This is a genomic window from Streptomyces sp. ADI95-16 (assembly GCF_003721495.1).
Classification (GTDB): Bacteria; Actinomycetota; Actinomycetes; order Streptomycetales; family Streptomycetaceae; genus Streptomyces; species Streptomyces goshikiensis.
Map to the genome: position 1 here is coordinate 13,248 of NZ_CP033581.1, position 26,631 is coordinate 39,878.

Below are 26,631 nucleotides of genomic sequence, written 5' to 3' on the forward strand. Positions count from 1 at the left end.
TCCGTTCCGCCGGTGCAGCGGCGGAACAGAGCAGGGAGGGGCGTACGCATCCGCAGAGCCAGGTTGAACGACCCCGGGAAAGACGGGACCAATCCCGTGCCGACCGCGGCATGTCCTGAACTGGCGCCAGCCCCTCTCGGGTGCCTGGGCAGAGCGGTCTACCGTGTTGCACATCCGCAGCTGTCCTGGGCGTGGGGTGGTTCTCAGGCTGCGAAGGCGAAGTAGGTTCCGGTGGTGAGGCCGGAGAAAGTGACGAGCTGCCGAGGCTTGAGGCAGGTGAAGGCGATATGCATCGCGATGCCCGCGGCGGCGGCGTACGGCATTGTCCTCGGGAAGAGCAGCGCGGCGGGTAGCGCGATTTCCGCTGCGATGACGGTGGTTGCCAGCAGGCGCCAGAGACGGATATCGCGGTTGGTGAGGTTGCCCAGGTGGCGGCGGACGAAGCCGGGGATTGCGTGCTCGTGCCGGTAGGGCAGCTGGTCTTTGACCTGGGTGTAGGTGTGGATCCACTGGGCTAGGTAGAGGCCGGTGCGGAACTGCCGCGAGCGCGTCTTCTGCCAGGCGGAGTTCCAGTAGATGTCGGTCGTGATCAGGACGAGGAGGCACTGCGCCCAGGTGTTGGCGGTGCTCGGAGCGTGTCCGATGTGCAGGCCGTGGCCGAGGTCTCCGGCGGCTAGGAGGCCGCCCCCGGTCAGCAGGGTGTAGTGGATCGAGTTGGGGCTCTTGAGGTAGAGCATTTCCATGGCGGCTCCGGCCAGGACCAGCAGGAGTGAGGCCCTGGGTGCGAGACCGGCGGCCAGGGTGAGGGCGGCGGCTGTGCGGATGATCAGTATGGGCCGGTAGGCGCTGGCGAGGAGGCGGGTCCGGGTGGGGCCGAAGCGCTGCTCGGTCAGGTGGAGGCTCAGGGAGCCGGGGACGAGCCGGTCCCAGCCGCCCTGGCCGATGGAGAGGACGAACCGCAGGCCGAGGACGGTGCCGAAGACGATGCGGAACTGCTGGAGGCGTCCGGGGTCGGTGGGGTGCTGGAAGCCGGAGGCGAGAGCGTCAAAGAACCACGACACGGCTGTCCCTCACCTCCAGGCTCTGCTCGCCCCGCTCTGACAGGAGCCGGCCGTGCCCGTCGATCCGGTCGTACCGGCCACTGCGGACCAGATGATTGACGATTGCCACGAGCTGGGGCGGACCGAGGAGGAAGGAGCCGGGGGTCAGGTAGCTGTAGGCGCTGACCGGTTCGGTGCAGCCGTCCTTGGTACCGGTGAGGGTGACGATGATGAAGTTGCCCCGGCAGAACATCTTCCAGCGCAGCCAGCGGCCGGGCAGGCGGGTGAATCCGGAGATCATCCACGCCACGAGGGCGACGGTGACGGCGATCTGGGCAGCGGACAGCACGGATGCGGGCATGGGGAGACCTCCGGGTCAGGAGGGTGAAGGTGTCGGTGGGCGGCCTCGCAGGCGGGGCGCCGGGGGTCAGCGCTCGGGCTTGGCGGGGCGCTGCATCAGCGCGGCGGCGGCCTCGTCGAGCGTGATCTTCTCGTTCAGCAGGTCGGCCATGACGTCCGTGATGGGCATCTCGACACCATGGGCGCGGGCCATGGCGAGGATCGCCTCCGCACTCTTGACGCCTTCGGTGGTCTGGCGGGTAGCGGCCGTCGCCTCCGCGACGCTCAGGCCGCCGCCGAGATGGGTGCCGAAGGTGCGGTTGCGCGAGAGCGGGGAAGAGCAGGTGGCCACCAGGTCGCCCACGCCGGCCAGGCCCGCGAGGGTGGCCGGCTCGGCGCCCATCGCCGTGGCCAGGCGGGTTGCCTCGGCCAGCCCGCGGGTGATGAGCAGCGAGGTCGAGTTGTCGCCGAGCCCCATGCCCGAAGCGATGCCGACCGCGAGGGCGATGACGTTCTTCACCGCGCCGCCGAGCTCGCAGCCGATGACGTCGGTGCTGGTGTAGGGCCGGAAGTACGGGGTGTGGCAGGCCGTTTGGAAGCGGCGGGCGGCGGTTTCGTCGGGGCAGGCGATGGTGGCGGCGGCGGGCTGCTCCGCCATGATCTCGGCTGCCAGGTTCGGGCCCGACAGGACCGCGACCCGTTCCTCGGGGACGCCGGTCACGTCGGTGATGACCTGGCTCGCCCGCAGGCCGCTCCCGGCCTCGATGCCCTTCATCAGCGACACGATCACCGTGTCAGGCCCGATGTGCGGTGCCCACGTGGCGAGGCTGGCCCGCAGGGACTGGGCGGGGATGGACAGGACGAGGAAGTCCGCGCCGTCCAGGGCGACGGCCGGGTCGGTGGTGGCCTTCACGGTGAAGGGCAGTTCGATGTCCGGGAAGTAGCCGGGGTTGCGGTGTGTCGTATTGATCGCGTCGGCGATCTCGCTGCGGCGGGCGTGCGCGACGACGTCGGTACCGGCGTCGGCCATGATCTTGGCGACGGCGGTGCCCCAGGACCCGGCGGAGAGCACCGCTGCGCGGAGGGAACGGTGCTGGGTCACTGCGGGATCTCCTCGTGGAACGGGGGCCTGCCGCTGGGAAGGCGGGGCGCGGTCATCGTATCGGCCGTGCCGGATGCGGCGGGATCGTGTGCGGGGCGCCGTAGGGTCAGCAGGACGGCGCGGCGGCTGGGAAGTTTGGGCAGCATCTGGTGCGCCTCGCGGAGCATCCGTTCGGTCTGGACTTCGCCGAGTTCGCGCCGCAGGTCGTCGGCATGGGCGATCCACAGCTTGTAGAGGCGGTCCCACATGGCCGGCTCGGCGGGGCGCTCGTCGACGTGCTCCAGCGTGAGCCCGGCGGCTTGGGCCTGCTCGGGCCAGGTGGGTTCGGCGCCGCGCCTGGTCGAGCGGGTCAGGAGCATTCGGCCGCCCGGGGCGAGGACGCGGCCGAGTTCGCGCATCGCGGCGGTCCGGTCGGTGGCGGTGCCGAGGGCGTCCACGCACACGATGCCGTGGGCGTGGCGGTCGGGCAGGTTGGTGTGCTCCAGCTCGGCTACGCGGAAGGCGGCGTGTCCGGTGGAGCCGAGGAAGTGGGTGCGGCGGCCGGTGGCCTGGGCGACGGCGACCGGGGAGAGGTCGAAGCCTTCCAGGCGCATTGCGAGGGCGCGGGCCAGCCACAGGCCGATGCCTCCGGTCCCGCAGCCGGCGTCCACGAGGAGCTGGCCGGGCCGCACCCGCAGGCGTGCGGTCATCAGCCCGAGCAGGGGCCAGTCGCAGGAGCTGGAGGCCGCGGTCTCGGCCGGGTAGTCCTCCCCCATCGCCGTGGCATAGAGGCGGGCGACGAGATCGGTGTTTGCGCGGGCGGTGTGGAAGGCGTCGTACTGGGCGGAGCGCCTGCCGGACGCCACCGCAGCGGTGGTGTTCATCGGGGCATCGACCTCCTGATCCGGGAGCGGGTGCCGGGGCATACGACCTTCACGGCGTGGACCGGGCTGGACGGGCGGGAGAGGTCCAGGGCGACCGGTTCGTGCCCGGTGGCGTGGGCAATCTCCACGGCCAGGTCGGCGGCCTGATCGGCGAAGCCGCCGTCGGCTCGGGCGAAGTGGCCGATCGCGTCCGGCCACGGTACGAGCCCGCAGGTCTGTGCGGGGCGGAAAGCCGGGGTACCCGTGCTGCTGGGGGCGCTGGTGAGGTCGTCGCGGGTCCCGGAGATCGCGGTCAGCCGGGACTGCGCGGCTTCCGTCAGCGCCCGGGTCAGCGCGATCGCCGGAACGCTGTGGCAGCCGCCGCCTGCGAAGACCACGGGGAGGTCCTCCGACCACAGATACGCCACGCACACCGGCAGCCCGTACGGGCCGTCGACCATCGCGATCTCCAGCGACATGCCCGCGGCCGCGAGCTTGTCGAGAACCTCACGAGCATGCGGGTCCTCGACCGTCCCGGGCGCGATGAAGGTGCGCCAGCTCCTGCCGTCCGCCTCCTCCCGGTAGAGCACGTCACGCTCCACCACCTCGTACAGGGCATGCAGCAGTGCCTCATCCGGTGTGTTCCCGCAGGCCAGGCCCGTGCTGGTCGCGCGCAGCAGGTCCGGGCTCCACTCGGGCCTGCGTGCCCGGCATCGGACGAGGTCGGCCGGGAGCAGTTGGTCGTGTCCGCTCACCAGGCCCGTGCCCTGGGTCCACTCCCACACCATCTGGCGCAGGGTGTGCTCGGGGTAGGGGACGGTCATCGGAAGCGCGGCCACGGGGCAGTGGGGGGCGACCTCGGCGGCCGGGCCGCGTGCCGCGATGGGCAGGGGCTGCTCAAGGTGCCACAACTCGATGGCCTCCATGACCGCCGACAGCTTCGCCAGCAGCCCGGTGGCGCCCTTGCCCTGGGAGGTGCTCAGGGTCAGGGAGGCGGGCCGGATCGCCGTCCAGACCGGTAGCCCGATGCAGTCCAGGCCGGTAAGGTCGGCGAGGCGGGTGATCCCGAACTCGGGCAGAAGCCCGGCCACCGCCGCCCACGTCTCCTCGGGGGTCCGCGCGCGCACCGTTCCCGGCAGCACCACCAGGTCGTCAGCACGCATGACCGAACTCCGCTCTCTCGTTGCTCTCGTCCAGGAAGCCCGGGACGATCCGCTTGGCCGCCTCAACGGCGCGTGCCCCGCAGCCGAGCCCGCGCGCGGACGCCTCCGCGTCGAAGTCCGCCTCCGGGCACTGCCACACCCGCAGCAGGATCTGGCGGGTGAGGTCGTCGCGCACCGCGTCGGTGGAGAAGCCGGGCCGACTGCGGTGTATCCGCGCGAGGGCGGCGGCATACTGGGCGACCGCCTGGCGGTCCTGTTCCGTCTCGCCCTCCATCAGCAGGGCCACGCTCGCTTTGTCCCTCAGGTCGAGCGGCGGGTGGAAGACCTGATGGGCGGGCACGTCCCCGCCCGTGAGCTGGGCCAGGCGCACGTCGAGCGGCAGAACCAGCCCGTCGGCCGGGTTCAGGGAGCGGTGCTCAAGGTAGGCCGTCCACCTCTCGCGGAAATACGGGTCGAAGATCTGCTGGTAGACGAGGCGGTCTTCCGTGGCCAACTCCAGCCCGTCGACGGTGGTGCGGGCGAAGGTGTTGGACCAGCGGCAGAAGTACGTCGTCTCCCAGACGGCCGGTGCAGGCCGGCTCTCGGCCGGCTGCGCCCATCCGGTCAGCGCGGTGCGCAGCGCGGTAAGGGCGTCGGCGCGTTTGAGGTCGCCGAAGTGCCGGTTCTGGTCGAGGCGCCCGGCCAGCCACGCGGCGAAGTCCGTCTCTCCTTGGCGGCGGCACACGGCCCACACCGCGGCCGCGGTGCGCTGTGGGTAGTAGACCGCGCGCAGGGCATCCAGCAGGTGGACGGCCCTGTCTTGTTTGAGTACGTGGGCGGCCTGAGCCAGGTGCAGGACGTGCCGGAGGTTGACGACGGGCCAGGTCAGCGCGTCCCACTGCCCGTCCGGGGCTTGGCCGACCGCCACCTCGTCGTCGCCGTCGATCTCTCCGCGCAGGTAGGAGGTGTAGATGGTGCCGACGCCGAGCATCCCGAACGGCGTGAGCTCGGCCGCCCGCAGCGCGCCGATGCTCGCCGCGCCGATCATGGAGATGCCCCGGCCCATGGCGGCCAGGATCTCCTTGTGGCGCAGGGCCAGCGCCTGGTGGTAGACGCCATCGACGAGGACCACCGTGTCGCCAGCGTGCAGGGCGCCGTCGAAGAGGTCGCCGTGCCGGGCTGGTGGACAGACCCGAACACCGGGGACGGCGAGCTGCGGCTCGGTCTTCGCGAGCGTCGGCCCGACGAACACGTGAATCACCTTGGGACCTCCAGCCGGCAATGGTGTGAAAGGTGAGGACGGGCGCCCCTCCCCCGGCCCCGTGGGGAGGCAGACAGGGGAGGGACGCCCGGCTCAGGGCGTTCGAGGGGCGGCTACTCCTCGTCGAAGACGTCCTGCGCGACTACCACGGCTTCGGCGATCTCTTCCATCGCCTCGGCCGGCGTCGCGGAACTGGCGGCTGCGGACTTGGACTGCTCCACGGGTTTCTCCTTCTTCATGTGTTGCGGTTGCGGACGGTACGGGCGGCCAACCACCCGTACCGGTGGTGGAGCGGGCCTTGGGGCTGGTCGCCTGCGGGTCCGCTCGCCCGCCCCGGAACGGGGCGGGGGGTCTGGGGGTGTTCAGCCCTGGGTGAGGGTGACGTGGTCTGCGACGATCCACTCCACTCCGCCGCCCTCGGGGCGCAGGAAGATCGCGCACGGGTTGATGCGGCGGGTGGCGGGGTCCTCCCACTCGCCGATGAACTGGACGACGCCTCGACGTCCGCCGTCTTCGACGGCCACCGCGCCCTCGCGGAGCCAGCGAGGGAGCTGACGGTGGGCCATGGCGCGGCGGGTGGCCGCCGATCGGAGAGGTCGGGGGTCCTTCGAGGCGGGGCGGCTCATGCTGTGTCCTTGGTGGCTGGCTCAGCGGGGGGACGTGCGGAGCACGAGGGTGGGCGCGGGGGCCTTCGTCCATGCGCTGTCGGCTGGCCCAGCCGTCCACATAGGCAGGCAGGTTCTCGGGCGCCACCCAGCCCTGGAGTTCGTCGGGGAACGGCTTCGCCAGCACTTGGAGGTAGAGGCAGCCTCCTGGGCGGAGCCACCGGTCGCGGACCTGGCGCAGCAGCTGTAGAGGGTCGCGCAGGTAGCGGGTGGTCATGCGGGCTATCACAAGGTCCACTCCGTCGACGGGGAGTCCGGGGGGGCGGGCCCGTCTCGGCGTCGTGGGCCGCGTACGACAGGCCGGTCCCCTGCCCGCGGAGCCTGGCGAGGCGCAGGTTGTGGGGTGGGAGGTCGAGTCCGGTCACGTGGTAGCCGTGCGCGTGGTGGAGCCAGTGCGCGAAGCGTCCGGTGCCGCAGCCGACTTCGACCGCCGTACGGCCGGCTCCCCCGGTGACCATGTGCTCGGCGACGAACAGCTGCTCCGCGGCGGTGATCGGGCCGTGCATCGCGATCATGTTCAGGTCCCAGGGACCGGGAATCCTGCTGATGGTGCCCGGCACATGCGGCGGGGAGGCGGGACGACTCATGGCGTGGTCCTTGGGGTGGCTGTCGCACTGGAGTGGATGGGCCGTACTGAGGACCGTAGGTTCGCCCGCGGGAAGCAACGAGGACGTACCACAGGACATTTGACGGGAGTAACGTCAGAGTTCTCACTCCGAGCGGCCGCGATCTCACGGCCGCCGCTTCTCCGCGAGGTCCGCGACCGGGGGTAGCCATGTCCCGACCGGGAAACAGCAAGTTCGCCGATGCTCGTCGGCGCCTGGGCTGGCACAGCCAGAGCGATGTAGCCGACGCCTACGAGACCCACTCGGCGCTGCTGGGCGAACCCGCGACCATCACCGTGCGCCAGGTGCGCCGGTGGGAGTCGGCTGACCCCGGCTGGCCCAAGCGGAAGATGACCCGGCGCGTCCTGGAGTCGATGTTCGGGGTGCCTCTCGCCGAGCTCGGCTTCATTCCTCCCGCCGCGGGGAAGGACTCCGTCGACCAGGAGGAGGAGTCCATGCGCCGACGTTCCTTCCTCGGCGGCTTCGTCGTGGGCGCGGCGCCGCTCCTCAACCCCACCGGCCAAGGCCGGCTCACCGCCGCCCTCGCCAACGCCCGCCGCTACAGCGACCACGCCCTGGTCGGCCATCTGCGCTCCGCGCTGGACGAAGCCGCGCGCAGCGATGGACGCACCGGACCGCGCCAGGCACTGCCCACCGCGCTGGACCTTCTCGCCGTCATCGACGAACTCGCCCGGGGCACCCGCTCGTCCGTCCGCCGCGAGCTACTCATGGTCGGCGCCCGCGCCGCCGAGTTCACCGCGTTCCTCCACCGCGACGCCGGAGCCCCGCCCCAGGTCACCCTGTACTTCCACGACCGGGCCATCGAGTGGGCCAGCATCACGGGCGACGGCCCGATGCACGCGTACGTCCTGCTCCGCAAAGCCCAGGCCACCGATCGCGGAGATGCGGCCCGCATGCTCGACCTCGCCCACGCCGCCGCCCAAGGCTCCTGGAGACTGCCACCGCGCGCCCGCGCCGAAGCCCTCCAGCAAGAAGCACGTGCTCTCGCACTCACCGGCGCCCCGCCCCGGTCCGTCGCCCGCACCCTCGGCCAGGCCCACGAGGCCCTCGCCGCCGCGGACCCCGCCGAGCCGGCGACCTGCACCGGACCGCTGTGCGCCGGATACAGCGAGAACCGGCTCATGGCCCAGAGCGCGATCTGCCACCGCGAAGCCGGACAGCCCCAGCAAGCGGTCACCCTGCTCCGCCAGCACCTGGCGGAGCAAGGTGCGTTCGCCACCCGCGACCGGGCCTTCTTCACCGCCCATCTCGCCGGGGCCCTGGCCGCCGCCGGACAGCCCGATGACGCCGCCGCCACGGGACTGTCCGCACTCCAGCTCGCCGCGGTCCCCGGCTTCGGCCAGGCACTCGGCGAACTACGCCGCACCGCCGGTGAGCTCCGCCCATACGCACGACGGCCCGCCGTCCGCGAACTCCGCCGGGCCCTCACCGCCCTGCCGGTCTAACCGACGAGGAAACCGCAGACCCTCTCGATCACGGCGGCCTGCCACACCTGAGTCTGCGGATCCGCATACAGGGGATCCTCATGCACAGCGAACCCGTGCTGCGCCCCGTCCAGCTCCATCAGCTCGGCCGGTCCCCCGAACACCGGGAGGTAGCGGCGGGAGGACTCCACCGGCACGAACGTGTCCCTCGTCCCGTGTACGAGCAGGGCCGGCGCCCGCACCTGGCGCAGATAGACATCCGGGTCGAGGTAGAACACCTCGTTGTGAAGAGCCCGGCCCAGCTCCCACGGGGACTTCTCCGTGTAACCACGCTCGTCCAGGTCCCGGGCAGCGGACGCAGTGATGTAGTCGGCGTCGAAGTACGGGCGGCTGGTGACGTACCGATCCCGATAGTCCAGACGCGGATTGAGCAGCACCAGACGGCCGACGTCCTGTGGCCGGTAGGCCGCGTGGAGCGCTGCGGCCCCTCCGGAGAACGAGGCTGCGATCACATGCACCGGCCGGTCCACACCTGCCTCGGCACGCAGATGATCACTCGCGGCCCGGATGTCGTTGGCGACTCCCGCGATCGTCACCTCCTCGGCCCGGCCACCGCTCGCGCCGTGCGCGCGCAGGTCGAACCGGAGGCACCGCACACCCTCACGGGCGAGCCCAGCGGCGAGCCGGGTGAAGAACCCGCCCTCCTGCCGAGTCACCCCGGCACCGTGCACGAGGACGGCCACACCAGCCGTCATCCGTTCCGGCACCGTCACCGTCCCCTTTAGCGCGGTGCCGTCCAACGACCTGAACGCGACGTTCAACTCAGAGGTCATGGACAAATCGTAGAGACCACGTTCGCCGGGGACGAGCGCGCTGAAAAAATCCGCGGTTGCTCGTGGTCGAGCCGCTGCTCGGTAGGCCTAGTCCTCGGGGGTGGTTCGGGCTGCGGCGAGGAGCCTCTGCGCCGTGCGAGGACCGACCTGGTAGCGCTCGGTGGCTCTGTACACGAGAACGGGTTCTGGCTCAACTTCTGTGGAGCTGGGCCGCACGCGCCCGCGCCCGCGCCGGACCAATGAACTGACCTGCTGGTTCCCATCGTTCCGGGGCCCGGTGAACCGATCGTCGAGCCGTCACCAAAGAAGTTGAGCCAGAACCTTGAGCGGCTGGTGCGGGCTCTGCGTGAACACGGTGCAGACGGACTGGTGTTGCCCCGTTGTGCGGACTGTGGTCGCGAGCGCCCCTTGCCTACGCTGGGCGAGGGCGGCCGCATCTGCAGCTCCTGCCACAGTCACCGGAGAGTGCGCGCCAACCCTTGCGTGGTCTGCGGCAGCATCAACTTCGCAGAACGGGACCGCGAGGGGCGCCCCCGTTGCCGCAAGCACCGGCCCGATGCCGGAGTCGATCCAGCACACGAGCTGGGCCGGGTGCTGTGTGAGCGCCGTTTCATCCTTCGTAGCGCGGTGACTCGACGTGGTGCAGGACGAGGATGGCCTGCACTCACTGGATGCCGGCTCGTCTGCGATCGATGTGCCGGCGCGGTCGCCGGTGCCCGGCAGGTTCTTGGCGAGCCGGCCTGCGAGTGCGCTCACCGGGCATCGACCGGGTGAGGACGCCGAGTGTGAGCAGAGCGAGCGCCGGCAGCACGGCGACGATGATTCCCATCGGCAAGGCGTCGGTGGCGCCACCCGCGCCGGCCAGCGGAGCAAGTGCCCCGCCGAACATGAACTGGCTGAAGCCGAGCAGAGCGGCGGCCGACCCGGCGTGTCCGCCGTGGTCGGCCAGGGCCTGGGCCGCGACGTTCGGCATGACCAGGCCCACGCTGGAGACCAGGACGAACAGGCCGATCAGGAGCACGGGCAGGGGTGCCCGTGTCAGCACCGCGCCCAGGACCGTGGTGCCACCGGCTGTCGCGCCCAGCAGACCGGCGAGCAGCAGCACGCGGGCGCCGGCCCGGGCCACCAGCCGGCCGCTGATCTGGGCGGCCACGATGAGTCCGGCGGCGTTGACGGCGAACACGGCGCTGTACTGCTGCGGTGACAGGCCGTGGATTTCCTGCAGGACGAACGGCGAGCCGGAGATGTAGGCGAACATCGCCGCGAAGACCAGGCCGTTGGCCAGGACGTACCCGGTGAAGACCCGGTCGCTGAGCAGCTGCCCGACGACAGCCAGCAGCGGCTGGCGTGACGCGGAGGGCCGGGTGTCCGGCAGTCCTGCGGCGGAGGCCGCTAGCATCACGGCGCCGAGTACGGCCAGGGCCACGAAGATTCCAGGCCAGGCCGTGACGCGCAGTAGCTGGCCGCCGAGGACCGGCGCGAACACCGGCGCCAGGCCGGTGATCAAGGTCAGTGCGGAGAAGAGACGTGCGGTGCGGGTTCCGGAGGTGCGGTCGCGGACCATGGCGTTGGCGATGACGATGCCGAACGCCCCGCCGATGCCCTGGACCAGGCGTAGGCCGACGAAGGTCCGGACGTCGGGTGCCGCCGCGCAGAGCGCGCTGGCGATCGTGTAGAGGGCGAGGCCCGCCAGCAACGGACGCCGCCGGCCGTAGGTGTCGCTCAGCGGCCCGGCGATCAGCTGCCCGATGGCCAGCCCGGCCAGACATGCGGTGATGGTGAGCTGGGTGGTCGCGGCGCTGGCGCGCAGGTCGCCGGCGAGGTCCGGCAGTCCGGGCAGGTAGCCGTCGATGGACAGTGGTCCCAGGGCCACGAGCGCTGCGAGCAGGACGATGAATCGGGTGTGCCGGCCGGCGGCGTCGTTGCTCATGGCTCAGTACGCCACGGTGATGCGGCGGCGGATCGCGGTGCCGCTCTCGATCGTGTCGGCCAAGGCGATCGCGTAGTCGGCGTACGAGATGCGGCTGTTGCCGTCGTCGTCGGTGAGCAGGGTGTCCCCGGCGCTGCGGTAGGCCCCGGTCCGCTCGCCCGCTCCGATGACCGCGGCGGGCGACACGTACGTCCAGTCGAGGTCGTGCACGCCGCGGTAGAGGTCGAGCGCTTCGGACTGGGCCAGGGCGTTGGCCTTCCACAGCGCGGGGAAGTCCGGGTCGTCCATGACCCGGGCGCCGGTCGGCGTGCGCAGGCTTCCGGCACCGCCGATGGTGACCAGGCGGGTGACGCCGGCACGGCGGAGTCCGTCGATCAGCGCACGGGCGGCACCGACGATCGTGGCGCGGTCGCTTTCCTGGCCGATCCGGGGGCCGACGGCCGAGAGCACGGCGTCGTGGGAGGCGGCGAGGCCGGCGACCGCCGCGGGGTCGGTGACGTCACCGGTGGTCACGGTCAGGGCCTTGTGCTCGAGGCCGTCGACGTGGCCGGCTCGGGTGACCGCGGTGACGGTGTGGCCGCGCCGCAGCAATTCCTCGGTGGTGGGCCGACCGATGTTGCCGCTGGCACCGAACAGGACGATCTTCATGTGTTGCTCCTTGTTTCTGATGGTCAGAGGACGGGCTGGCCGTCGGCGATGATGGCCGCGGTGATGCCCCGCTCGTCGGCGGCGTGCTGAAAGCGCTGCTCGATGTCGGGTTGTTCGGTGTAGAACGGCGGGTTGTGGAACAGGCCGTAGTGCATGGCGCAGACGGTGCCGGCGCCGAGTGCGACGGCGGCCTCGACGCCCTGCTCGGGGGTCATGGTCGCCGGGACGTTGGCCGCGTAGCCCTCGAAGTGGGCGATGACGCCGTTGACCGGGACGAACGCGACGTCGAACGGGCCGTGGTCGCGGGCGATCTGCCACCAGCTGCCGTGCCACTGGGTGTCGCCGCAGTGGATGACCCGCCGGCCGGCCCCTTCGACGACCCAGGCGACCTGGTCGCAGTCGTTGCCGCGCCAGTCCAGCGAGGTCACCGGGGTGACGGTCAGCTCTCCGATGCGCCGTGACTGGCCCAGGTCCTGGGCAACGGGGGTGATGCCCGCCTCGCGCAGCCCGGCCGCGCTCGGGGTGTGGCAGCCGATCGTGCCGGTGGCCGCGATCCGGGCGATCAGGTCGTGGTCGTAGTGGTCGGGGTGCAGGTGGGTGATGAGGGCGTGGGTGCCGGGCGGGGTATCGACCGGGTCGACCGGCCGGTGCGGCGGCCCCATCACCGGCGCCAGCGGAGCGACGTTCTCGAGCGGGTCGATCAGCAGGCGGGTGTCGCCGAGACGGATCTCGACGCCGGCCCAGGCCAGCCGACGCACGGAAAGGGTGGTGGTCATGGGCAGCGACGCTAGACCGACGCTGTTGAGAAAGTCAACAAGAGAGTTTTGAATCTCAACGTCACAATGTAGGGTGGAGGCATGCGCACCTACGGGCAGTACTGCGGCATCGCGAAAGCACTGGACACCATCGGCGACCGATGGACCCTGCTGATCGTCCGCGAACTGCTCGCCCTGGGTCCTTGCCGGCACACCGACCTGCGCAACGGGCTGCCCGGGATCGCCAGCAACCTGCTGGTCGACCGGCTCCGCGAACTCGAGGGAGCCGGCCTGATCCACCGCGAGGCCGCCCCGCCGCCGGTGGCCACCACCCTGTTCTCCCTCACCGAGCGTGGCCGCGCGCTGGAGCCGGTGCTGCAGGAACTGAGCCGATGGGGAATTCCGCTGTTGCGTGAGCCGGCCGGCAGCGACACCTTCCGCACCCACTGGCTGGACATGCCCGCCCGGGCACTGACCGACCACCGCCCCGACCAGCCGGCAATCGCCCTGCAACTGCACGCCGACGGCAACGAAGACCTGGTCATCGAAGTCAAGGACGGCTCGGTGCACACCCACGCCGGCCGGGTCGACCACCCCACCGCGTCCCTGACCGGACCGCCGCACCTGCTGGCCGCGACCCTGCTCGGCGACCTCGATCTGAGCGCCGCAGTACAGCAAGGCCTGCGGCTCAGCGGCGAACACGAGGCAGTACTGCGCATCCTGCCCCGCTGAACGACCGGCCTTCCGGCCGTCCGCGAATCCCTCCAGCTCGCCCTGCTCGCCGATCCCCACGGCAGCGCTGAGGTCACCGAGCTGGCGGAGGCGGCCGTCGAGCACTACGCCCTCACCTATCCCAAGCACCCCCCGTACCTCCTGTTCGAGGAAGTACGGGCCGCCCGCGGCCTGCTCACCGACTGCCTGGTCACCGGCCACGTCCACGAGCAGGTCGCGGGCGGACTGCACCGCAACGTCGGCTGGCTCTCGGCCCTGATGGGCAACCTGGCCTTCCACCTCGACGACCACACCGGCGCCCGCGCCCACCTGGCCACCGCCACCGCCTACGGCACCCGCACCGACGACACCCGGCTCACCGCCTGGGCCCTGGGCGCGCAGAGCATGGTCGCCCGCGCCGAGAACCGCTACGAGAACGCCCTGGCCTACGCCGAGCGGGCCGTCGCCCACGCCCCCGCCGGCCTGCCAAAAGCCCAGGCACACGCCTGGGCACAGCTGACCTCCCTCGCCGGACTCGGACGGGAGCAGGAAGCCGACACGGCGCTTGCCGCGGCCGCCCGCGAACTCGAAACCGACCCGGTGGGGTTCGCTCCGGGCCGGTTCGGGTTCGACGCCGCCGAGTACACCCTCCACCAGGCCGAGTCCGCCATCGCCCTCGGCCACCACAACCGCGCGCGCTCCGCTGCCGAAACGTCCATCGCGTCCACTGCCGTGGCCACACCCGGCTGGGCCGCGGCCGCCCTGGGGCTCGCTCAGGCCGAGGCACCCACCCGGCCCGCGGACGCGGCTCAGCGGGCCCTGGATGTCCTCGCCCGTGTCCCCGCTGCCCGGCTGCGTTCGACATCGCGCGCCCGCCTCGCCCGCCTCGACCAGATCCTGGCCGGCGTACCGGCTACGGGAGTCGGCGACCTTCACGAACGTGTCCGCGTCCTGGTCCCCCTGATCGACAACCACGGCATCGCCAGCACCTGACGGTTCATGCGCCGCTACGACCAGCGGATCCCGCCGGTCACCTTCCACCCCGACGCGAAGGCCCTGGTCGTGATCGGCCTGCACGCCGACCGGCGGTGGGTGGCCAAGCGGGCCCGAGAGGCCGGGCCGAAGGTGTTCCTCGTCGACCCGGAGGGATTCCCCCGTCCGGATGGCTCCTGGTTCGAATACCCGCTGGAGGCCCCGCAGAGCGGTGACGTGGTCGTACGGCAGACGGCCGCCGCCGCGGTCAGTGAGCTGGAGCGGCTGCTGAACCTCGCGTGACCAGCACGTGAACCGGCGGGCCGGGGAACGGCGCTAGCCTCTGGGCTCGTTCCCCGGCCCCGCACACGGGCCCCTCCCAGGATGAGAGTCAAGGAATGCGTATTTCAGTAATCGGCTGCGGGCACCTCGGCATCCCGCACGCGGCGGCGATGGCCGAACTGGGTCACGAAGTCATCGGCGTGGACGTCGACCAGGCCAAGGTCGACAGCCTGAACTCCGGCGAGTGCCCCATCTACGAGACCGGCCTTCCCGAGCTGCTCGCCCGTCACACCGCGAGCGGACGCCTGCGGTTCACCACCGACATCCGCGAGGCTGCCGCGTTCGCCGAGATGCACTTCATCGGCGTCGGCACCCCCATCGACGCGGACGGCCGCTCGTACGACACCGGGCAGGTATACGGCGCCATCCGCCAGCTCGCTCCCCACCTCGACCGGCCGTGCACGATCGTCGGGAAGTCCACGGTCACCGTAGGCACCACCGTTCAGGTCACCGCCCTCGCCCAGCGCCTGGCCCCCGCAGGCGCGTCCGTAGACGTGGTGTGGAACCCGGAGTTCCTCCGCGAGGGACACGCGGTCGAGGACACCCTTCGGCCGGACCGCCTCATCGCCGGCCTCACCACCGTCGAGGCCGAGAAGGCGATCCGTGCCGTCTACGCCCCCATCCTGGATGCGGGCGTCCCCCTGTTCGTCACCGACCCGCAGACCGCCGAACTCGCCAAGGGCGCCGCGAACACCTTCCTCGGCCTGAAGATCTCCTACATCAACGCCGTCGCCGACATGTGCGACGCGGCGGGCGGCGACATCTCCCAGATCGTGGACATCCTCGGCATCGACCCCCGCATCGGCAGCGGCGGCATGAGGCCCGGCATCGGCTACGGCGGCGGCTGCCTCCCCAAGGACGTCCGCGCCTTCACCGCCTCCGCCCGCCAGCTCGGCGCCGACAAGGCAGCCACCTTCCTGCGCGCCGCCGAGGAAATCAACGAGAGCCGCACCGACGTCGCCATGGGCCTCATCCGCAACGCCCTGGGCGACCGTCCCGTCAAGCACGCCAAGATCACTGTGTGGGGAGCCGCGTTCAAGCCCGGCACCAACGACGTCAGGGAGAGCCCGGCCCTCGCGCTCGCCCATGCCCTCCAGCAGGCCGGCGGCACCGTCACCGTTCACGACCCGCAGGCCGTGGCCACCGCCATGACCCGCAACCCGGAACTGGACTACACCGACGACCTGGCCGCCTCCGTCCAAGACACCGACGTCGTCGTCCTGGCCACCGAATGGCCCGAATACCAGCAGGCGGACCCCCGTGAGCTGGCTGGCCGCGCGGCCAGCCCCCTGCTGGTCGACTGCCGCACCACCCTCGACCCGGAGTCCTGGCGCACGGCCGGCTGGACCGTCCACCAGCTCGGACGCCCCGAAAAGTAGCACCGGTCCCAGCGCGAACGCCCCGCACAACGTCATCAGCCTTTGGACCGCTGGAGGTAGCGCACGATGTCCAGCAACGACGTTGTTCTGCGCCGCGCCAGCGACTCCGACGCCCGCGCCGCAGCCGATGTGTGGCTACGTTCCTTCGCCACCGCGCTGCCCACCGTGCGCTGCGCGCACGACGAAGCCGAGGTTCACGACTGGTTCGCACGGGTGCTCGTGCCGCGGTACGAGACCTGGGTGGCGGATACCGGAAGCACCGTGGTGGGGCTCCTGGTGCTCGACGGAAAGGAGCTGAAACAGCTCTACCTCGACCCCGCGTGGCGCGGGCGGGGCCTCGGCGACCGGTTCATGTCCCTGGCCGAGCAGCGGAAGCCTGACGGGCTGACGCTGTGGACGTTCCAGGTCAACGCGGCGGCCCGGCGGTTCTACGAACGGCACGGCTTCGTTGAGGTCGAGCGGAGCGACGGTCTGCGCAACGACGAGCGCGAGCCGGACGTCCGCTGCGTCTGGCAGCCCCAGACGTAGCGCCTCGTCAGGAGTACGGCCCTGGCGGCGAGCAGCCGGAGGCCCGTCTGTCCCAGGCGGTCCGTCCCAGCGTCCTGGGCCAGCCCGGCACGCTGGCGGCGAAGGCCGTCGCCCCGGACTCGGGGTGACGGCCTTCGCCGTCCGCCCCTGGCGCGCTGCCGCCGGCCCGGGTCCGCCCCGGAAGAAGGAGCGGCTTGCCGCCGGGCGCCTGCCGGGGCCGGTCTACCGTGGCGCACATGACAGTCCTGATCATCGGCGGCAGCGGCCTCCTGGGAACCGAACTGATCCGGCAGGCGCGAGCCCGTGGACTACACCTTGATCACCGACCCCTCGGACGCGGGGCGGGCGCTGGACGACATCACCCCCGTATTCGAGTCCGTTTTCGCGGAACACCCATACAACGAGGGGACCCGTGACCTCGCACTGTTCCTGGAGACCTACCAGCGCGAACACAAGACCCCCGGCTTCCGGCTGGTCCTCGCCCGCTGCGCCAGCGGGGAACTGGCCGGTTTGGCGTACGGGCTACCGCTCGCGTCCACCACCGGATGGTGGGGCGGCTTCCTGGACACGACACCGGCAGAGGAGTTCACCCGCAAGGACGGCCAGCGCACGTTCGTCGTAAAGGAGATCGCCGTCCTCGCCGGCCAGCGCCGGCACGGTGTCGGGCAGCAAGCTGCACACCGACGTCCTGAACGGGATCACCGCCGAGCGGGCCACGCTCACCGTCCGCCCCGAAGCCCCCGGTCGCCGCCTGGTACGAACGCCTCGGCTACACGCCCGCAGGGCACACCCGGCCCTGGGACCGCACCGGTCTACCGCACCCTGGTCAAGCCGCTGGGAGCCTGAGACTCCTCCCCGACGCCCGGACCCCGCCCAAATCCTCTCCGGGCTCACCGGTGAGTTCATACGAGGCACCCTGCAGGTCACCGGTAAGTTCACACCGGCGCTGGTGAGGTCACCAGGCAAGTCACCGGCAGCCGCAGGGGTGCCGGTGAGTTTCTGGGCGGGTGGGCGCTCTGGCCTGGGGTGGGGAGGTTTGCAGAGTCACCACTCGGGCTGTACGAGCCTGGCCACATTGGGGACCGCCAGAGGCGTGGCGAGACCGAGTCCGTGGCCGGCCAAGCGGCCGCGTGTCATAGCCCCTGCCCGCCCGCAAGACAGCCCGAGCGTCCCGTCCGACCTCCCACTGCGGCTTGGTCCTGTCACGCCTCGACGGCGGGTACCGTGCGGCTCTGAGGGACCGGTGGACAGCCTTCTTCCTCGATCACGCTCATCAGCCGCAGCAGCTCTCCCATCCCACCGGCTTCACCTGGGCCCGTTACGCGCGCGAGCCAGGCCGAGCGCCTGCACATGTGTGCCCAGCCGGACCGGCCCCTGTGCCCGGTGCGGATCTCCTGGCGTACGGAAGGGCGCTCCAGCGTCGCCCTTGTGCGCGTCATGCAGGGCCGCGCGTCAGGCGCGGTACGGGGGCTGAGCGTGTCCGTCCCGCCCGCCCGACCTCCCCCGGCTGCGGACTCTGATCACCTACCTGCGCGGCGAACTCAGCCGCACGGAACAGGCCCCCGCCGCCGAGGAGAGCGAGGCCGCCACCGCCCGCGACAGCCCGCCGCCCGAGCCCCCGGCATAGCTGGTAGGGCGCGGGATCAGTGTCCACCGCCTCCCTATGCGCTTTCACACCACAGCCGTCCGATTCACCGCCGAAACGCCACTGCATCTACGGACGCGCCGACGGGACGCAAGATGCGGCCCGCACCCGCCCCTCCGCCAGCGCTGTGCAACGGATCCCGCCCCGCGGCCGACACTCTTGCCACCCGCTCTCAGCGGAAGTGGGCGTCGGCCACATTCATTTCACCCACCCCCTCCCCCACCGCTCCCTCCCAGCCCCAACCTCCACCAGCCCACTCCTCCGCCCTCCCTCTCTCCGGCTCCCCTCTCCCCCATCCCCTCCTCCATCCCCTCTCTGTCCTCGCCACCGTCCTCACGCCCCCTTTCAAACCGCTCCATTCCCTCAGCCGTTCTCTTCACTCCCCCACCCCTCCTACCTATAAGTCTGGCTAGTCACCGGCTGCGATTCAGGTGCAATGCAGTAAGGACACCGAAACCGGTTCCCCACATCTCTCCCCGCACCTCTCCCCCGATCTCACCCCCCACCGCTCCCCCCTTCTTTCACCCCCGTGGTACACACCCGCCAAGCCCAGCGACACCGCACCCACGGCGGCCCGGCCTGGGTCCACCACGCCTACTCGTATTGGTGTGGCTGCCCGCCCTGCCAGGCGATGACTTCGGAATCGCCGAGGACGAGCCCGTCTGCGTCGGGGATCTCGATGCGCCGCAGGAACTCGATCAGATCCGTATCGGAGAAAGCCACCCCGAGGACCGTGTCGACGCCGCGGATCCGGATCACGACCCGCCGACCGCCGGTCGGGGAGATCCGGTTCACGAGGATCGGCGCTCCGTCGCCAGGGACCTGAAGGCCGTCATCGACCGTGTCGTCGACCTCGGTGCGCAGGACATGATCGGCGTGACCGGCTCGTTCCTGGTCGGCTGCTTCAACGCGCGCTCCGACGTCGACCTCGTCTGCTATGGACGCCGCGGCTACGAAGCCGCCCGCGAACTCTTCTTAGAGTTCCTAACAGAAGTTGTTGATCATGTGACTTTCGGTTCGGATGGTCGTTGGTCTGGCCGTGGGGAAACGTCAGTCGCGGCCGTGGATCGTGTCGGATGAACTGTGGTCGCTCATCGAGCCGTTACTGCCTGAGCCAGCGCCGAAGCAGGTCGAGGGACGCCCTCGGGTGCCGGACCGGCAGGCACTCTGCGGGACCCTGTTCGTGCTGCATACCGGGATCCAGTGGGAGTACCTGCCGCAGGAGCTGGGCTTCGGATCAGGCATGACCTGCTGGCGGCGTCTGGCCGCGTGGAACGACGCCGGTGTCTGGGATCAACTGCACCTGGTGCTGCTGAAGAAGCTGCGGGTCGCGAAGAAGCTGGACTGGTCGCGGGCGGTGATCGACTCCTCCCACGTCAGGGCCGCTCGGCGGGGCCCAAAAGCGGGCCCAGCCCGGTCGACCGAGCACGACCGGGCAGCAAGCACCACCTCATCGTCGACGGCCAGGGCATCCCACTCGCCGTCTCCCTGACTGGCGGCAACCGCAACGACGTCACCCAGCTGATACCCCTGCTGAAGAAGATCCCCTCGGTCGCCGGCCTGGTCGGACGGCCACGCAAACGACCCGACAGCCTGCTCGGCGACCGCGGCTACGACCACGACAAATACCGCCGTCTCGCCTGGGCACTGGGCATCAAACCGGTGATCGCCCGCCGCGGCGTCCCGCACGGTTCCGGCCTCGGAGTCCACCGGTGGGTCGTGGAGCGGACCATCGCATGGTTCCACGGCCTCCGCCGGCTACGGATTCGATGGGAACGACGCGACGACATTCACGAAGCCTTCCTCGGCCTCGCCACCTGCCTCATCACCCACCGCCACGTCCAACGCCTTTGTTAGGACCTCTTAGACCGCGACCTCATCCGCCCGTACGAAGGCGATGCCCTCACCCGGCTCTACCTGCGCCGCGCCAAGTACATGACGGGCAGTTCCTTCGACGTCCTGATGCGCCAATAAACCCGCAAGCTGCAGGGCCTCACGGCTGGGGCCGACGCCCACATCAACTGCGAGCCCCTGCGCGAGGACGGCGACCGCACCTTCACCGACGTCACCACCAAGGAGGTCGGGGCCATCAGCGTCGTCGCCACCATCACCGACGACGTCCAGGGCCTGGCCACACCGGCGCTGTACGGCATCGGCGTGGACACCGTCATCCAGTCCACCGTCGACGACCCCGAGATCTTCGCCCGCCGCATCACCCACATGCGCTCCTACCTGGGCGCGTACACCGGGGCGTTCCGTACGGGCGACACCGTCTACCTGTCGGGCAAGCTCGTCCACACCGAGGACGGGCCCCGCTCCGGCTTCGGCATCGAGCTCACCCCCTGGACCGCCGAGTCCTACCTCGCCACCCTCGCCCGATGACCCCTTCCCGTGCAAGAAGGCCCGCCGTGACAGCAGACCCTCCCGCGCTGTTCGCATCGGCAGCGGAGCACTACGTCCGCTTCCGGCCCTGGTACCCCGACGAGCTCTTCGCGCTCCTGGCCGAGCGGTTCGGCCTCGACGGCACCCAGACGGCCATGGACCTGGGCTGCGGCCCGGGCATGTCAGCCCTGCCGCTGGCACCCCACGTCGCCCGCCTCTACGCCATCGACCCCGAGCCGGGGATGCTTGCCGCCGGTGCCCGCCTCGCCGCCGAGCGGAACGTCACGAACATCGAGTGGATCAACAGCGACTCTGCCCAGATCACCGCCCTGGAACTGCCCCCGATCGACCTGTGCGTCATGGCCAAGTCGTTCCACTGGTTCGACCGGCCCCGCGTCCTGGCCGACCTTGACCACCTCATCACCCTCGGTGGCGGCATCGTCGTCGCCTCCGCCGGTCCCCCCAGCACCACGCCCCTGCCCACCTGGGCGCCCGTCATCGCCCAGGTCCGCACCGCCTACCTCGGGCCCGTACGCCGCGCCGGCACCGGCATCTACCCCGAACCCACGGACCGCTTCACCGACACCCTCCGGCACTCGCCGTTCTCCCGCGTGGAACTCACGTCTCTGGAACAACACGTGACGCGCGACCTCGACCGGCTCGTCGGACTCCAGCTGTCCAACTCCTACTCCACCCCCGCCCAGCTCGGCGACAACCTGGGCGCCTTCACACGCGACCTGCGCCGCGCCCTCCTCGACCACGACCCCTCCGGCCTCTACCACGAGGCGATCCGCACCGAAGTCCTCATCGCCACCCGCCCCAACGGAAGGAGCACCACCCCGTGACGACCTTCGCCTCCGCCGCACACCACTACGCCGCCTTCCGCCCCCGCTACCCCGAGGAGTTCTTCGCGCTCCTGGCCGACCGCTTCCAGCTCGACGGGACCCAGACGGTTCTCGATCTGGGCTGCGGACCGGGCACCATCACCATCCCCCTCGCCTCACGGGCCGGCCACGTCTACGCGGTCGACATCGAACCGGCCATGATCAGCGAAGGACGCAAGGCCGCCGCCGCGCACCACGCCGGCAACATCACCTGGGCGTGCGCCGACGACGCCGGCCTCACCGGCATGGGCCTGCCCCCGCTCCACCTGTGCACGATGGGCAAGACCTTTCAGTGGATGAACCAGACCCAGATCCTGGCCGACCTCGACACGCTCATCCGCCCCGACGGCGGGATCGCCCTCGTCTCCACCGGCCCCAGGAACAGCACGGTCAGGCCGGCATGGCTCGACATCATCGAGAGCGTCTGCACCGATGTCATCGGCCCCGGCTACCGCCAGGAGCACGGTCCCGTCGCCCATCCCGCCGAAGGCCGGGACGAGGCACTGCTCCGGTCCGCCTTCTCCCGGATCGAGACCGCCCGCTGGGACCAGACCTTCACCCGCACCCTGGACGAGCTCATCGGCCTGCAGTACTCCTTCTCCTACTCCAGCCCCGCCGTCCTCGGCACCCGGCAGGCCGCCTTCGAAGAACTCCTGCGCCGTGAGCTCACCGCGTTCAGCCCGAACGGCACCTTCGAGAACACCGTCCCCATCGAAGCCGTTATCGCCACCAGGCCCCAACTACCGGCCCGCTCGCGACATTCGCACGCCCGCAGACAGCCGTCCACCCGTGCGCTCACCATGTCGGAAAACGACATCGCCCAGGGCGTGCTGAAACCCAGGATCGGCCTGACCACCCTGCGCCCGGCAAAGATGCTCCTCCGGGACTTCACCCAGTAGATCTTGCCCGGGCACCGCCTGATCGCTCCTGGTTCCGGGCAGGCGCGCTTTCTCGCGCGAGCGGGCCTGCCCGGCCGTGGTCTGACAGCCCGCCCGAGCCGTCAGAGGCGGTCCGTGCCTCTCGGATGTACTTGACGCGGTCAGGCGGAGGGACGCCGCCTGACGCCACCGCCGCTGCCGTTCAGCGGGATCAGTGTCTCCAGATGAGCGCCTTTGACCCAGGAGCCCAGCAGGTCGCGGTGCAGTGCCACGATGTCCTGGCGTAGCGCCAGGCCCAGTGCGTCCCTCGTGAACGCGTGGCAGGTGGTGACGAACAGAGCGACATCCGCGCCGTGCTCGAGGCGGGCGGTGCCGACGAACTTCTGCATGTCTTGCGAGGGCACGCTCCGGTGCGGCGCATACTTCTTGCACTGGATGACCAGCTTGCGGCCGTCGGCCAGGTAGCCGACGACGTCCGCGCCCAGGTCACCGCTCTTGCCGCTGACGACGACCTTCGTGCAGCCGTCACGCCGGCACAGCTCCGCGATGTACTTCTCGAATTCCTGCCACGACAAGCCGTCGACCTGGGCCATGGACAACTCGCGCGCCCGGGCCTCCTCCTGTGTCCGCCACGCGCGGTCCTGGCCGACCGCGCGGCGGTGCGCCCGCATGAGCACCCAGCCGACTCCGCCGAGTACGGCCGCGGCGAGTACGGCGACCAGGACGGGCCACACCGACGACCAGTTCGCGGCGACCCACGCCACTGCGGCGGCCGCCGCCACCGCACCCCAGAACTGCAGTTTCTTGCGCGTCTTCTTCTTCAGGCGCCGTCGGCGTGCCGCCATCACTCCCCCACCTCCCGGACCCGTGGTCCACTGTGTGAGCCGGCGGGCGCCGTCCGGCCCGTGCGTGTGCGCAGGCTCATCGGCTGGCCTGGGTGACGCCGCTCGCGAGCTGCCCCAGGAAGTTCAAGATCCCCTGACCGGCCGGGGTGGGAGCGATCAGCACGCCCAGCGCCAGGACGATGACGACGGTCAGATTCTCGTCGAAGCGGCTGCGGGCCTGCGTACGGCGCCGAAGCCGCCAGATGACGACGACTACGAGCAACACCGCCACGTTGATGGTCACCAACCGCCCCCACCTCCCGCCGACTGGCCTTCACGCCACGGACGGCTGGATGCCGCCGCCGACCCCCTTGTGTAGCGGTGCCTTGGTGATGTTGGAGGCGGGTTGCCGACGAATGGCACAAAGCCATCGGACCTGGCCGGATAGCGCGCGGCGGCGAACTTCGGCCGTCACGGCTCGCTTGGTCGGCACGCCTTGCACAGCCGTTAGTCCCGTCCTCCGCGCGGTCCGATGTTCGCGGCGGTCCACTGGCGGGCCCTGGCTGAGTTCATGATGTAGAGCCGCAGGTGGGGGCTGTACCTCTCCTCTGCTCTCGAACTCCTCCTCAACCGTGAAGCCGCCTATGGCGGCCCCCGCAACGGCGGCCCTCTCTCCGAAGGCGTCCTCCAGCGGATTGGGCTCCCTGCACAACATCCGCGCCCTGGACGACGCCCAGGGCAGCGAGCACGCCCTGACCTGAACATCGTGATCGCGGGACGCAGCAACGACCCGGACGGCGTACGCCGGGCCCGCGGCACCGCATACGAGTACCTCGACCGCCGTACCACCGACGACCCCTGGCGGACCCGGTGGATCTCCCCCAAGGCCGTCGACTCCGCCACCGTCGCGCCTGGCTCGCCCTGAAGAACCCCGTCCACGCACGCGATCACCTCGCAGGCCGGCTCGACATCGCAGACGAGAAGTACCCCCCGAGACCGGCTCATCGCCACACTCGACCTGATCGACATCCAGCAACTCGAAGGCGACGTCACCACCGCACTGACGAGTGGCGAGACGGTCCTCGCCACCGCGAAGAACGTCTCCTCACCCCGCCTGCACCGCCGCCTGTCCAGCATCGCCACGACCCTCAGCCGGAAGCATCCCGGCCTCGCCACCACCACCTTCGCCCAGCGCACTGCTGCCGTCCTCGTATACGTTTCGGAAACAGACACCCCAGCGCGGACGGAACGCCACCGCCGACCGTGCCCGGCTCCTCCAGCTCGCCCGTGAGGAGCCGACTGCGAACGTGCTGCCCCCGCCGCCGGCGTAACCCCTCGGTAGGTGTGCCTGGGGCCCCGAACCGCGCGCGGTTCGGGGCCCTCGTCATGGGCGTGTGACTGATTGCCGTAGCTGGCGGCTTTCGCCGGCTACGGCGTCAGAGCGTCCGGCCGCCCAACCGCCGCCCAACGGCTGGGGGCTTAGAGGCCGTTCCTTCCTTGCAGGGACGGTGGACGCGGGAGGCTCGCGGTCACAGTACGGCCCGGTAGGCGAGGTACAGGTCGGTGGCGTCGGGGGCGGCGAGGGCGGGGCCGGTGCGGGTCACGGTGTCGGCTGTGGTGATCGGAGAGAAGGCGGACCAGCCGGAGCCCGTGTGGCTGCTGAGGTAGATCCGGTCGTCCCCGCCCCGGACGGCGCAGTACAGGGTGTTGCCGCGGACGGCCAGGGCCGGGGATGCCGTGGTGCTGCCAGGCAGTTGCACGGCAGCGGGCCAGGGACTGCTGGCACCGACCCTGTCGTCGCGGACGGTGACGAAGACTTGGTTGTTGAGGCCGCGGTAGGCCATGTACAGCTTGTTCTGGAAGGCGGCCAGCGCCGGGGCGGCCGTGGTCTGGTGGATCTTCGTGTCGGCGGAGAGCCACCAGCTGGAGCCGCTGAAGCTGCCGACCATGATGCTGCGGGACTGGCCGGCGACCGCGTGCCACAGCCTGCCGAGGTGGGAGGCCAGGGCGCCCCCGCCGGTGGTGTACGTGACGTTGACGCGATCGTGGGCGGTCCAGTCGTCACCCCGGGTGGAGGACCGGACTCCGCAGCTGTTGTTGTTCGTGTCGTTGCTCGACACCCGGTAGGTCAGGTACAGCCGGCCGTTGAACGAGGCCAGGGCCGGGGCGGACTGGGTGACGACACCGGGGACCTGGCCGAATCCTGTCCACTGCCCGTTGGTTTCGCGGCGGCTGACGAAGATCTGATTGCCGAGGCCGCGGACCGCGCAGTACAGGTTGCCTCCGTGCATGGCCAGCGCGGGCGCGTCATTGGTCTTGGAACCGGGCCACGGCAGGATCGGACCGCTCCAGGCGGACCCGTTGTGGGCGACGAGGGCGATGTCGTCGCTGGGCTGGCGGTTCATCCTGATGATGGCGCCTGTCACGGCGCTCTGCCGGTTGATGAAGTCCATCGCGACCACGCCGGTGCGCCCGCCGGGAGAGTAGAGGCGGTTGAGCTCCGCCAGGGTGTGGGGGTTCACTTCCTTCGCGTAGTCCAAGGGCGTCACGCCGTACTGGGGCCCGCTGTTGGCGCTGGTGTAGTTCATGAACATCTGCGACCTGGACGGTCCGGCATTGATCGCCTTGGCCAGCTGGTTGCTCACGAGCTGCTTCTTGTACGCGATGGTCGGCCTGTCCCAGTAGTCCTGGGTGTCGAACGGGGAGGAGCCGAGGTTCAGTCCCCCGATGTAGGGATCGCGGGTCATCAGCACGATTTTGCCGCGGACCTGCCCGAGGGCGGGGACGCTCGTCGCGATGTGGAACCGGTACAGCCAGGCCGCGTAGCTGTTCTCGAAGACCCAGCGGAAGTCTGCGGCTGATTCGTTGGACTTCGTCTGCGAGAGCCGCATCAGGATCGTCTCGCCGGGGTGGGCCTGCAGGAAGTCCCAGCACTGCTGCATGGCGTCACCGAACATCAGTTTCTGGTAGACGTCGCCGTGGTGGACGGCGAAGCTGCGTCCGGTACCGCTGCCCACCACGCGACAGCGGATATCCACGAACCGGACACCCGCCGCTAACTGCTGTGGCAGGCTCCATTCCTGGCACGTGGCGTACCCGAACGACCACGTGTCATGCAGGGCACAGGATTCATGCGTACCCGGAATGGACATGTCGGTCAGCTTGACCGTGTCAGGGATGTCCGCCATCCAGTCGGACAGAGACGCAGTGATCTGTTCTGCGCCGGCGGGCACGGACCCGCTGGCCCACGGATCGTGCAGCGGCAGCTCCTCCTCAGGCTTTTCCGACGGCAGGGGAACTGCTTCTCCGCCTCCGGGAAGCATTTCGAGCAGCTGGGGAGCAGCCTTCTCATCTTCGACAGGTAACTCGCTCATCGCAACCCTCTTCCGTCCGGAGCTGGCACGTCCCGCTCACGTCACCGCCGGCAACGAGCCCACGGGTGAACACAAACTGTCAGCAAGGAGATCCGGTGAGTAGTC

Annotated in this window: 29 protein-coding genes; 13 read left to right on the forward strand and 16 right to left on the reverse strand. The window is 70.4% G+C overall.

Annotated elements, in window-relative coordinates; genetic code table 11:
• Positions 1–203 precede the first annotated feature (203 nt).
• From EES41_RS00070 to EES41_RS00105, 9 genes are all read right to left on the reverse strand, one after another.
• Positions 204–1,061 carry a hypothetical protein gene (locus EES41_RS00070; protein ID WP_123074523.1) on the reverse strand — a complete coding sequence of 286 codons (858 nt, stop codon included), beginning with the start codon at positions 1,059–1,061 and terminating at the stop codon, positions 204–206.
• On the reverse strand, positions 1,045–1,401 hold the full coding sequence (locus EES41_RS00075) for a hypothetical protein (RefSeq protein ID WP_123074525.1): 357 nt from the start codon (positions 1,399–1,401) through the stop codon (positions 1,045–1,047). Before EES41_RS00075 ends, EES41_RS00070 begins: the two co-directional genes overlap by 17 nt.
• A 66-nt stretch (positions 1,402–1,467) precedes the next feature.
• A complete protein-coding gene (locus EES41_RS00080; RefSeq protein WP_123074527.1) occupies positions 1,468–2,481 on the reverse strand; it encodes an NAD(P)H-dependent glycerol-3-phosphate dehydrogenase in 1,014 nt (337 codons plus the stop codon).
• Positions 2,478–3,344, reverse strand: coding sequence for a class I SAM-dependent methyltransferase (locus EES41_RS00085; protein ID WP_123082156.1), 867 nt, complete (start codon positions 3,342–3,344; stop codon positions 2,478–2,480). The genes EES41_RS00080 and EES41_RS00085 overlap by 4 nt, the downstream gene beginning before the upstream one ends.
• On the reverse strand, positions 3,341–4,486 hold the full coding sequence (locus EES41_RS00090; RefSeq protein WP_123074529.1) for a YcaO-like family protein: 1,146 nt from the start codon (positions 4,484–4,486) through the stop codon (positions 3,341–3,343). Before EES41_RS00090 ends, EES41_RS00085 begins: the two co-directional genes overlap by 4 nt.
• On the reverse strand, positions 4,476–5,717 hold the full coding sequence (locus tag EES41_RS00095; protein WP_241197467.1) for a TfuA domain-containing protein: 1,242 nt from the start codon (positions 5,715–5,717) through the stop codon (positions 4,476–4,478). The genes EES41_RS00090 and EES41_RS00095 overlap by 11 nt, the downstream gene beginning before the upstream one ends.
• 122 nt (positions 5,718–5,839) lie before the next feature.
• A complete protein-coding gene (locus EES41_RS43730) occupies positions 5,840–5,965 on the reverse strand; it encodes a hypothetical protein (protein WP_277425852.1) in 126 nt (41 codons plus the stop codon).
• A gap of 123 nt (positions 5,966–6,088) precedes the next feature.
• Positions 6,089–6,352: a hypothetical protein gene (locus EES41_RS00100; protein WP_229895806.1), complete on the reverse strand. Its 264-nt coding sequence runs from the start codon at positions 6,350–6,352 to the stop codon at positions 6,089–6,091.
• Positions 6,349–7,077, reverse strand: coding sequence for a bifunctional 2-polyprenyl-6-hydroxyphenol methylase/3-demethylubiquinol 3-O-methyltransferase UbiG (locus EES41_RS00105; RefSeq protein WP_308438214.1), 729 nt, complete (start codon positions 7,075–7,077; stop codon positions 6,349–6,351). The genes EES41_RS00100 and EES41_RS00105 overlap by 4 nt, the downstream gene beginning before the upstream one ends.
• 89 nt (positions 7,078–7,166) lie before the next feature.
• On the opposite strand from EES41_RS00105, the gene EES41_RS00110 reads away from it, so the two are divergent.
• Complete coding sequence (locus EES41_RS00110) at positions 7,167–8,462, forward strand: XRE family transcriptional regulator (protein WP_123074533.1); 1,296 nt, start codon at positions 7,167–7,169, stop codon at positions 8,460–8,462.
• Here the strand turns inward: EES41_RS00110 and EES41_RS00115 are convergent.
• From EES41_RS00115 to EES41_RS00130, 4 genes are all read right to left on the reverse strand, one after another.
• A complete protein-coding gene (locus EES41_RS00115; protein WP_123074535.1) occupies positions 8,459–9,274 on the reverse strand; it encodes an alpha/beta hydrolase in 816 nt (271 codons plus the stop codon). The two genes, EES41_RS00110 and EES41_RS00115, sit on opposite strands and share 4 nt — an antisense overlap.
• A 664-nt stretch (positions 9,275–9,938) precedes the next feature.
• Positions 9,939–11,204 carry a multidrug effflux MFS transporter gene (locus tag EES41_RS00120; protein ID WP_123074537.1) on the reverse strand — a complete coding sequence of 422 codons (1,266 nt, stop codon included), beginning with the start codon at positions 11,202–11,204 and terminating at the stop codon, positions 9,939–9,941.
• Positions 11,205–11,207: 3 nt separating this feature from the next.
• Positions 11,208–11,852: an NAD(P)-dependent oxidoreductase gene (locus EES41_RS00125; protein ID WP_123074539.1), complete on the reverse strand. Its 645-nt coding sequence runs from the start codon at positions 11,850–11,852 to the stop codon at positions 11,208–11,210.
• A gap of 23 nt (positions 11,853–11,875) precedes the next feature.
• Positions 11,876–12,628, reverse strand: a complete 753-nt coding sequence (locus tag EES41_RS00130; RefSeq protein ID WP_123074541.1) for an MBL fold metallo-hydrolase — start codon at positions 12,626–12,628, stop codon at positions 11,876–11,878.
• A gap of 81 nt (positions 12,629–12,709) precedes the next feature.
• On the opposite strand from EES41_RS00130, the gene EES41_RS00135 reads away from it, so the two are divergent.
• The 11 genes from EES41_RS00135 to EES41_RS00185 all read left to right on the forward strand — a co-directional run bounded on the left by EES41_RS00135 (position 12,710) and on the right by EES41_RS00185 (position 22,349).
• On the forward strand, positions 12,710–13,339 hold the full coding sequence (locus EES41_RS00135) for a helix-turn-helix domain-containing protein (protein ID WP_123074543.1): 630 nt from the start codon (positions 12,710–12,712) through the stop codon (positions 13,337–13,339).
• Positions 13,340–13,597: 258 nt separating this feature from the next.
• The gene (locus EES41_RS00140) at positions 13,598–14,311 is read left to right on the forward strand and encodes a tetratricopeptide repeat protein (protein ID WP_123074545.1); all 714 of its coding nucleotides are present in this window, start codon (positions 13,598–13,600) and stop codon (positions 14,309–14,311) included.
• A 6-nt stretch (positions 14,312–14,317) separates the two neighbouring features.
• The gene (locus tag EES41_RS00145) at positions 14,318–14,593 is read left to right on the forward strand and encodes a hypothetical protein (RefSeq protein ID WP_123074547.1); all 276 of its coding nucleotides are present in this window, start codon (positions 14,318–14,320) and stop codon (positions 14,591–14,593) included.
• A gap of 95 nt (positions 14,594–14,688) precedes the next feature.
• Positions 14,689–16,011 carry a UDP-glucose/GDP-mannose dehydrogenase family protein gene (locus EES41_RS00150; protein ID WP_123074549.1) on the forward strand — a complete coding sequence of 441 codons (1,323 nt, stop codon included), beginning with the start codon at positions 14,689–14,691 and terminating at the stop codon, positions 16,009–16,011.
• A 66-nt stretch (positions 16,012–16,077) separates the two neighbouring features.
• Positions 16,078–16,539 carry a GNAT family N-acetyltransferase gene (locus EES41_RS00155; protein ID WP_123074551.1) on the forward strand — a complete coding sequence of 154 codons (462 nt, stop codon included), beginning with the start codon at positions 16,078–16,080 and terminating at the stop codon, positions 16,537–16,539.
• Positions 16,540–16,842: 303 nt separating this feature from the next.
• A complete protein-coding gene (locus EES41_RS00160) occupies positions 16,843–17,385 on the forward strand; it encodes a hypothetical protein (protein ID WP_123074553.1) in 543 nt (180 codons plus the stop codon).
• A gap of 1,405 nt (positions 17,386–18,790) precedes the next feature.
• Complete coding sequence (locus EES41_RS44025; protein WP_164495635.1) at positions 18,791–19,264, forward strand: hypothetical protein; 474 nt, start codon at positions 18,791–18,793, stop codon at positions 19,262–19,264.
• Positions 19,206–20,041, forward strand: a protein-coding gene (locus EES41_RS00170; RefSeq protein ID WP_174261634.1) for an IS5 family transposase whose coding sequence is annotated in 2 segments (ribosomal slippage) — positions 19,206–19,575 and positions 19,575–20,041 — 837 coding nt in all. Because the reading frame shifts where the segments join, the coding sequence is not laid out codon by codon here. Before EES41_RS44025 ends, EES41_RS00170 begins: the two co-directional genes overlap by 59 nt.
• A 300-nt stretch (positions 20,042–20,341) precedes the next feature.
• On the forward strand, positions 20,342–20,566 hold the full coding sequence (locus tag EES41_RS42540) for a hypothetical protein (protein WP_254211229.1): 225 nt from the start codon (positions 20,342–20,344) through the stop codon (positions 20,564–20,566).
• A 26-nt stretch (positions 20,567–20,592) separates the two neighbouring features.
• Positions 20,593–21,411: a class I SAM-dependent methyltransferase gene (locus tag EES41_RS00180; RefSeq protein WP_254211230.1), complete on the forward strand. Its 819-nt coding sequence runs from the start codon at positions 20,593–20,595 to the stop codon at positions 21,409–21,411.
• A complete protein-coding gene (locus EES41_RS00185) occupies positions 21,408–22,349 on the forward strand; it encodes a class I SAM-dependent methyltransferase (RefSeq protein ID WP_123074559.1) in 942 nt (313 codons plus the stop codon). The genes EES41_RS00180 and EES41_RS00185 overlap by 4 nt, the downstream gene beginning before the upstream one ends.
• 140 nt (positions 22,350–22,489) lie before the next feature.
• Here EES41_RS00185 and EES41_RS00190 read toward each other — a convergent pair whose 3' ends face one another.
• On the reverse strand, positions 22,490–23,173 hold the full coding sequence (locus EES41_RS00190) for a restriction endonuclease (RefSeq protein ID WP_123074561.1): 684 nt from the start codon (positions 23,171–23,173) through the stop codon (positions 22,490–22,492).
• Positions 23,174–23,249: 76 nt separating this feature from the next.
• Positions 23,250–23,459: a hypothetical protein gene (locus EES41_RS00195; protein ID WP_123074563.1), complete on the reverse strand. Its 210-nt coding sequence runs from the start codon at positions 23,457–23,459 to the stop codon at positions 23,250–23,252.
• A gap of 459 nt (positions 23,460–23,918) precedes the next feature.
• Here EES41_RS00195 and EES41_RS41170 point away from each other — a divergent pair, with 459 nt between their 5' ends.
• The gene (locus EES41_RS41170) at positions 23,919–24,077 is read left to right on the forward strand and encodes a hypothetical protein (protein ID WP_164495653.1); all 159 of its coding nucleotides are present in this window, start codon (positions 23,919–23,921) and stop codon (positions 24,075–24,077) included.
• Positions 24,078–24,681: 604 nt separating this feature from the next.
• On the opposite strand, the gene EES41_RS43735 is transcribed toward EES41_RS41170, so the two are convergent.
• The gene (locus EES41_RS43735) at positions 24,682–26,526 is read right to left on the reverse strand and encodes a phosphatidylinositol-specific phospholipase C domain-containing protein (protein ID WP_123074565.1); all 1,845 of its coding nucleotides are present in this window, start codon (positions 26,524–26,526) and stop codon (positions 24,682–24,684) included.
• Between the last annotated feature and the right edge of the window lie 105 nt (positions 26,527–26,631).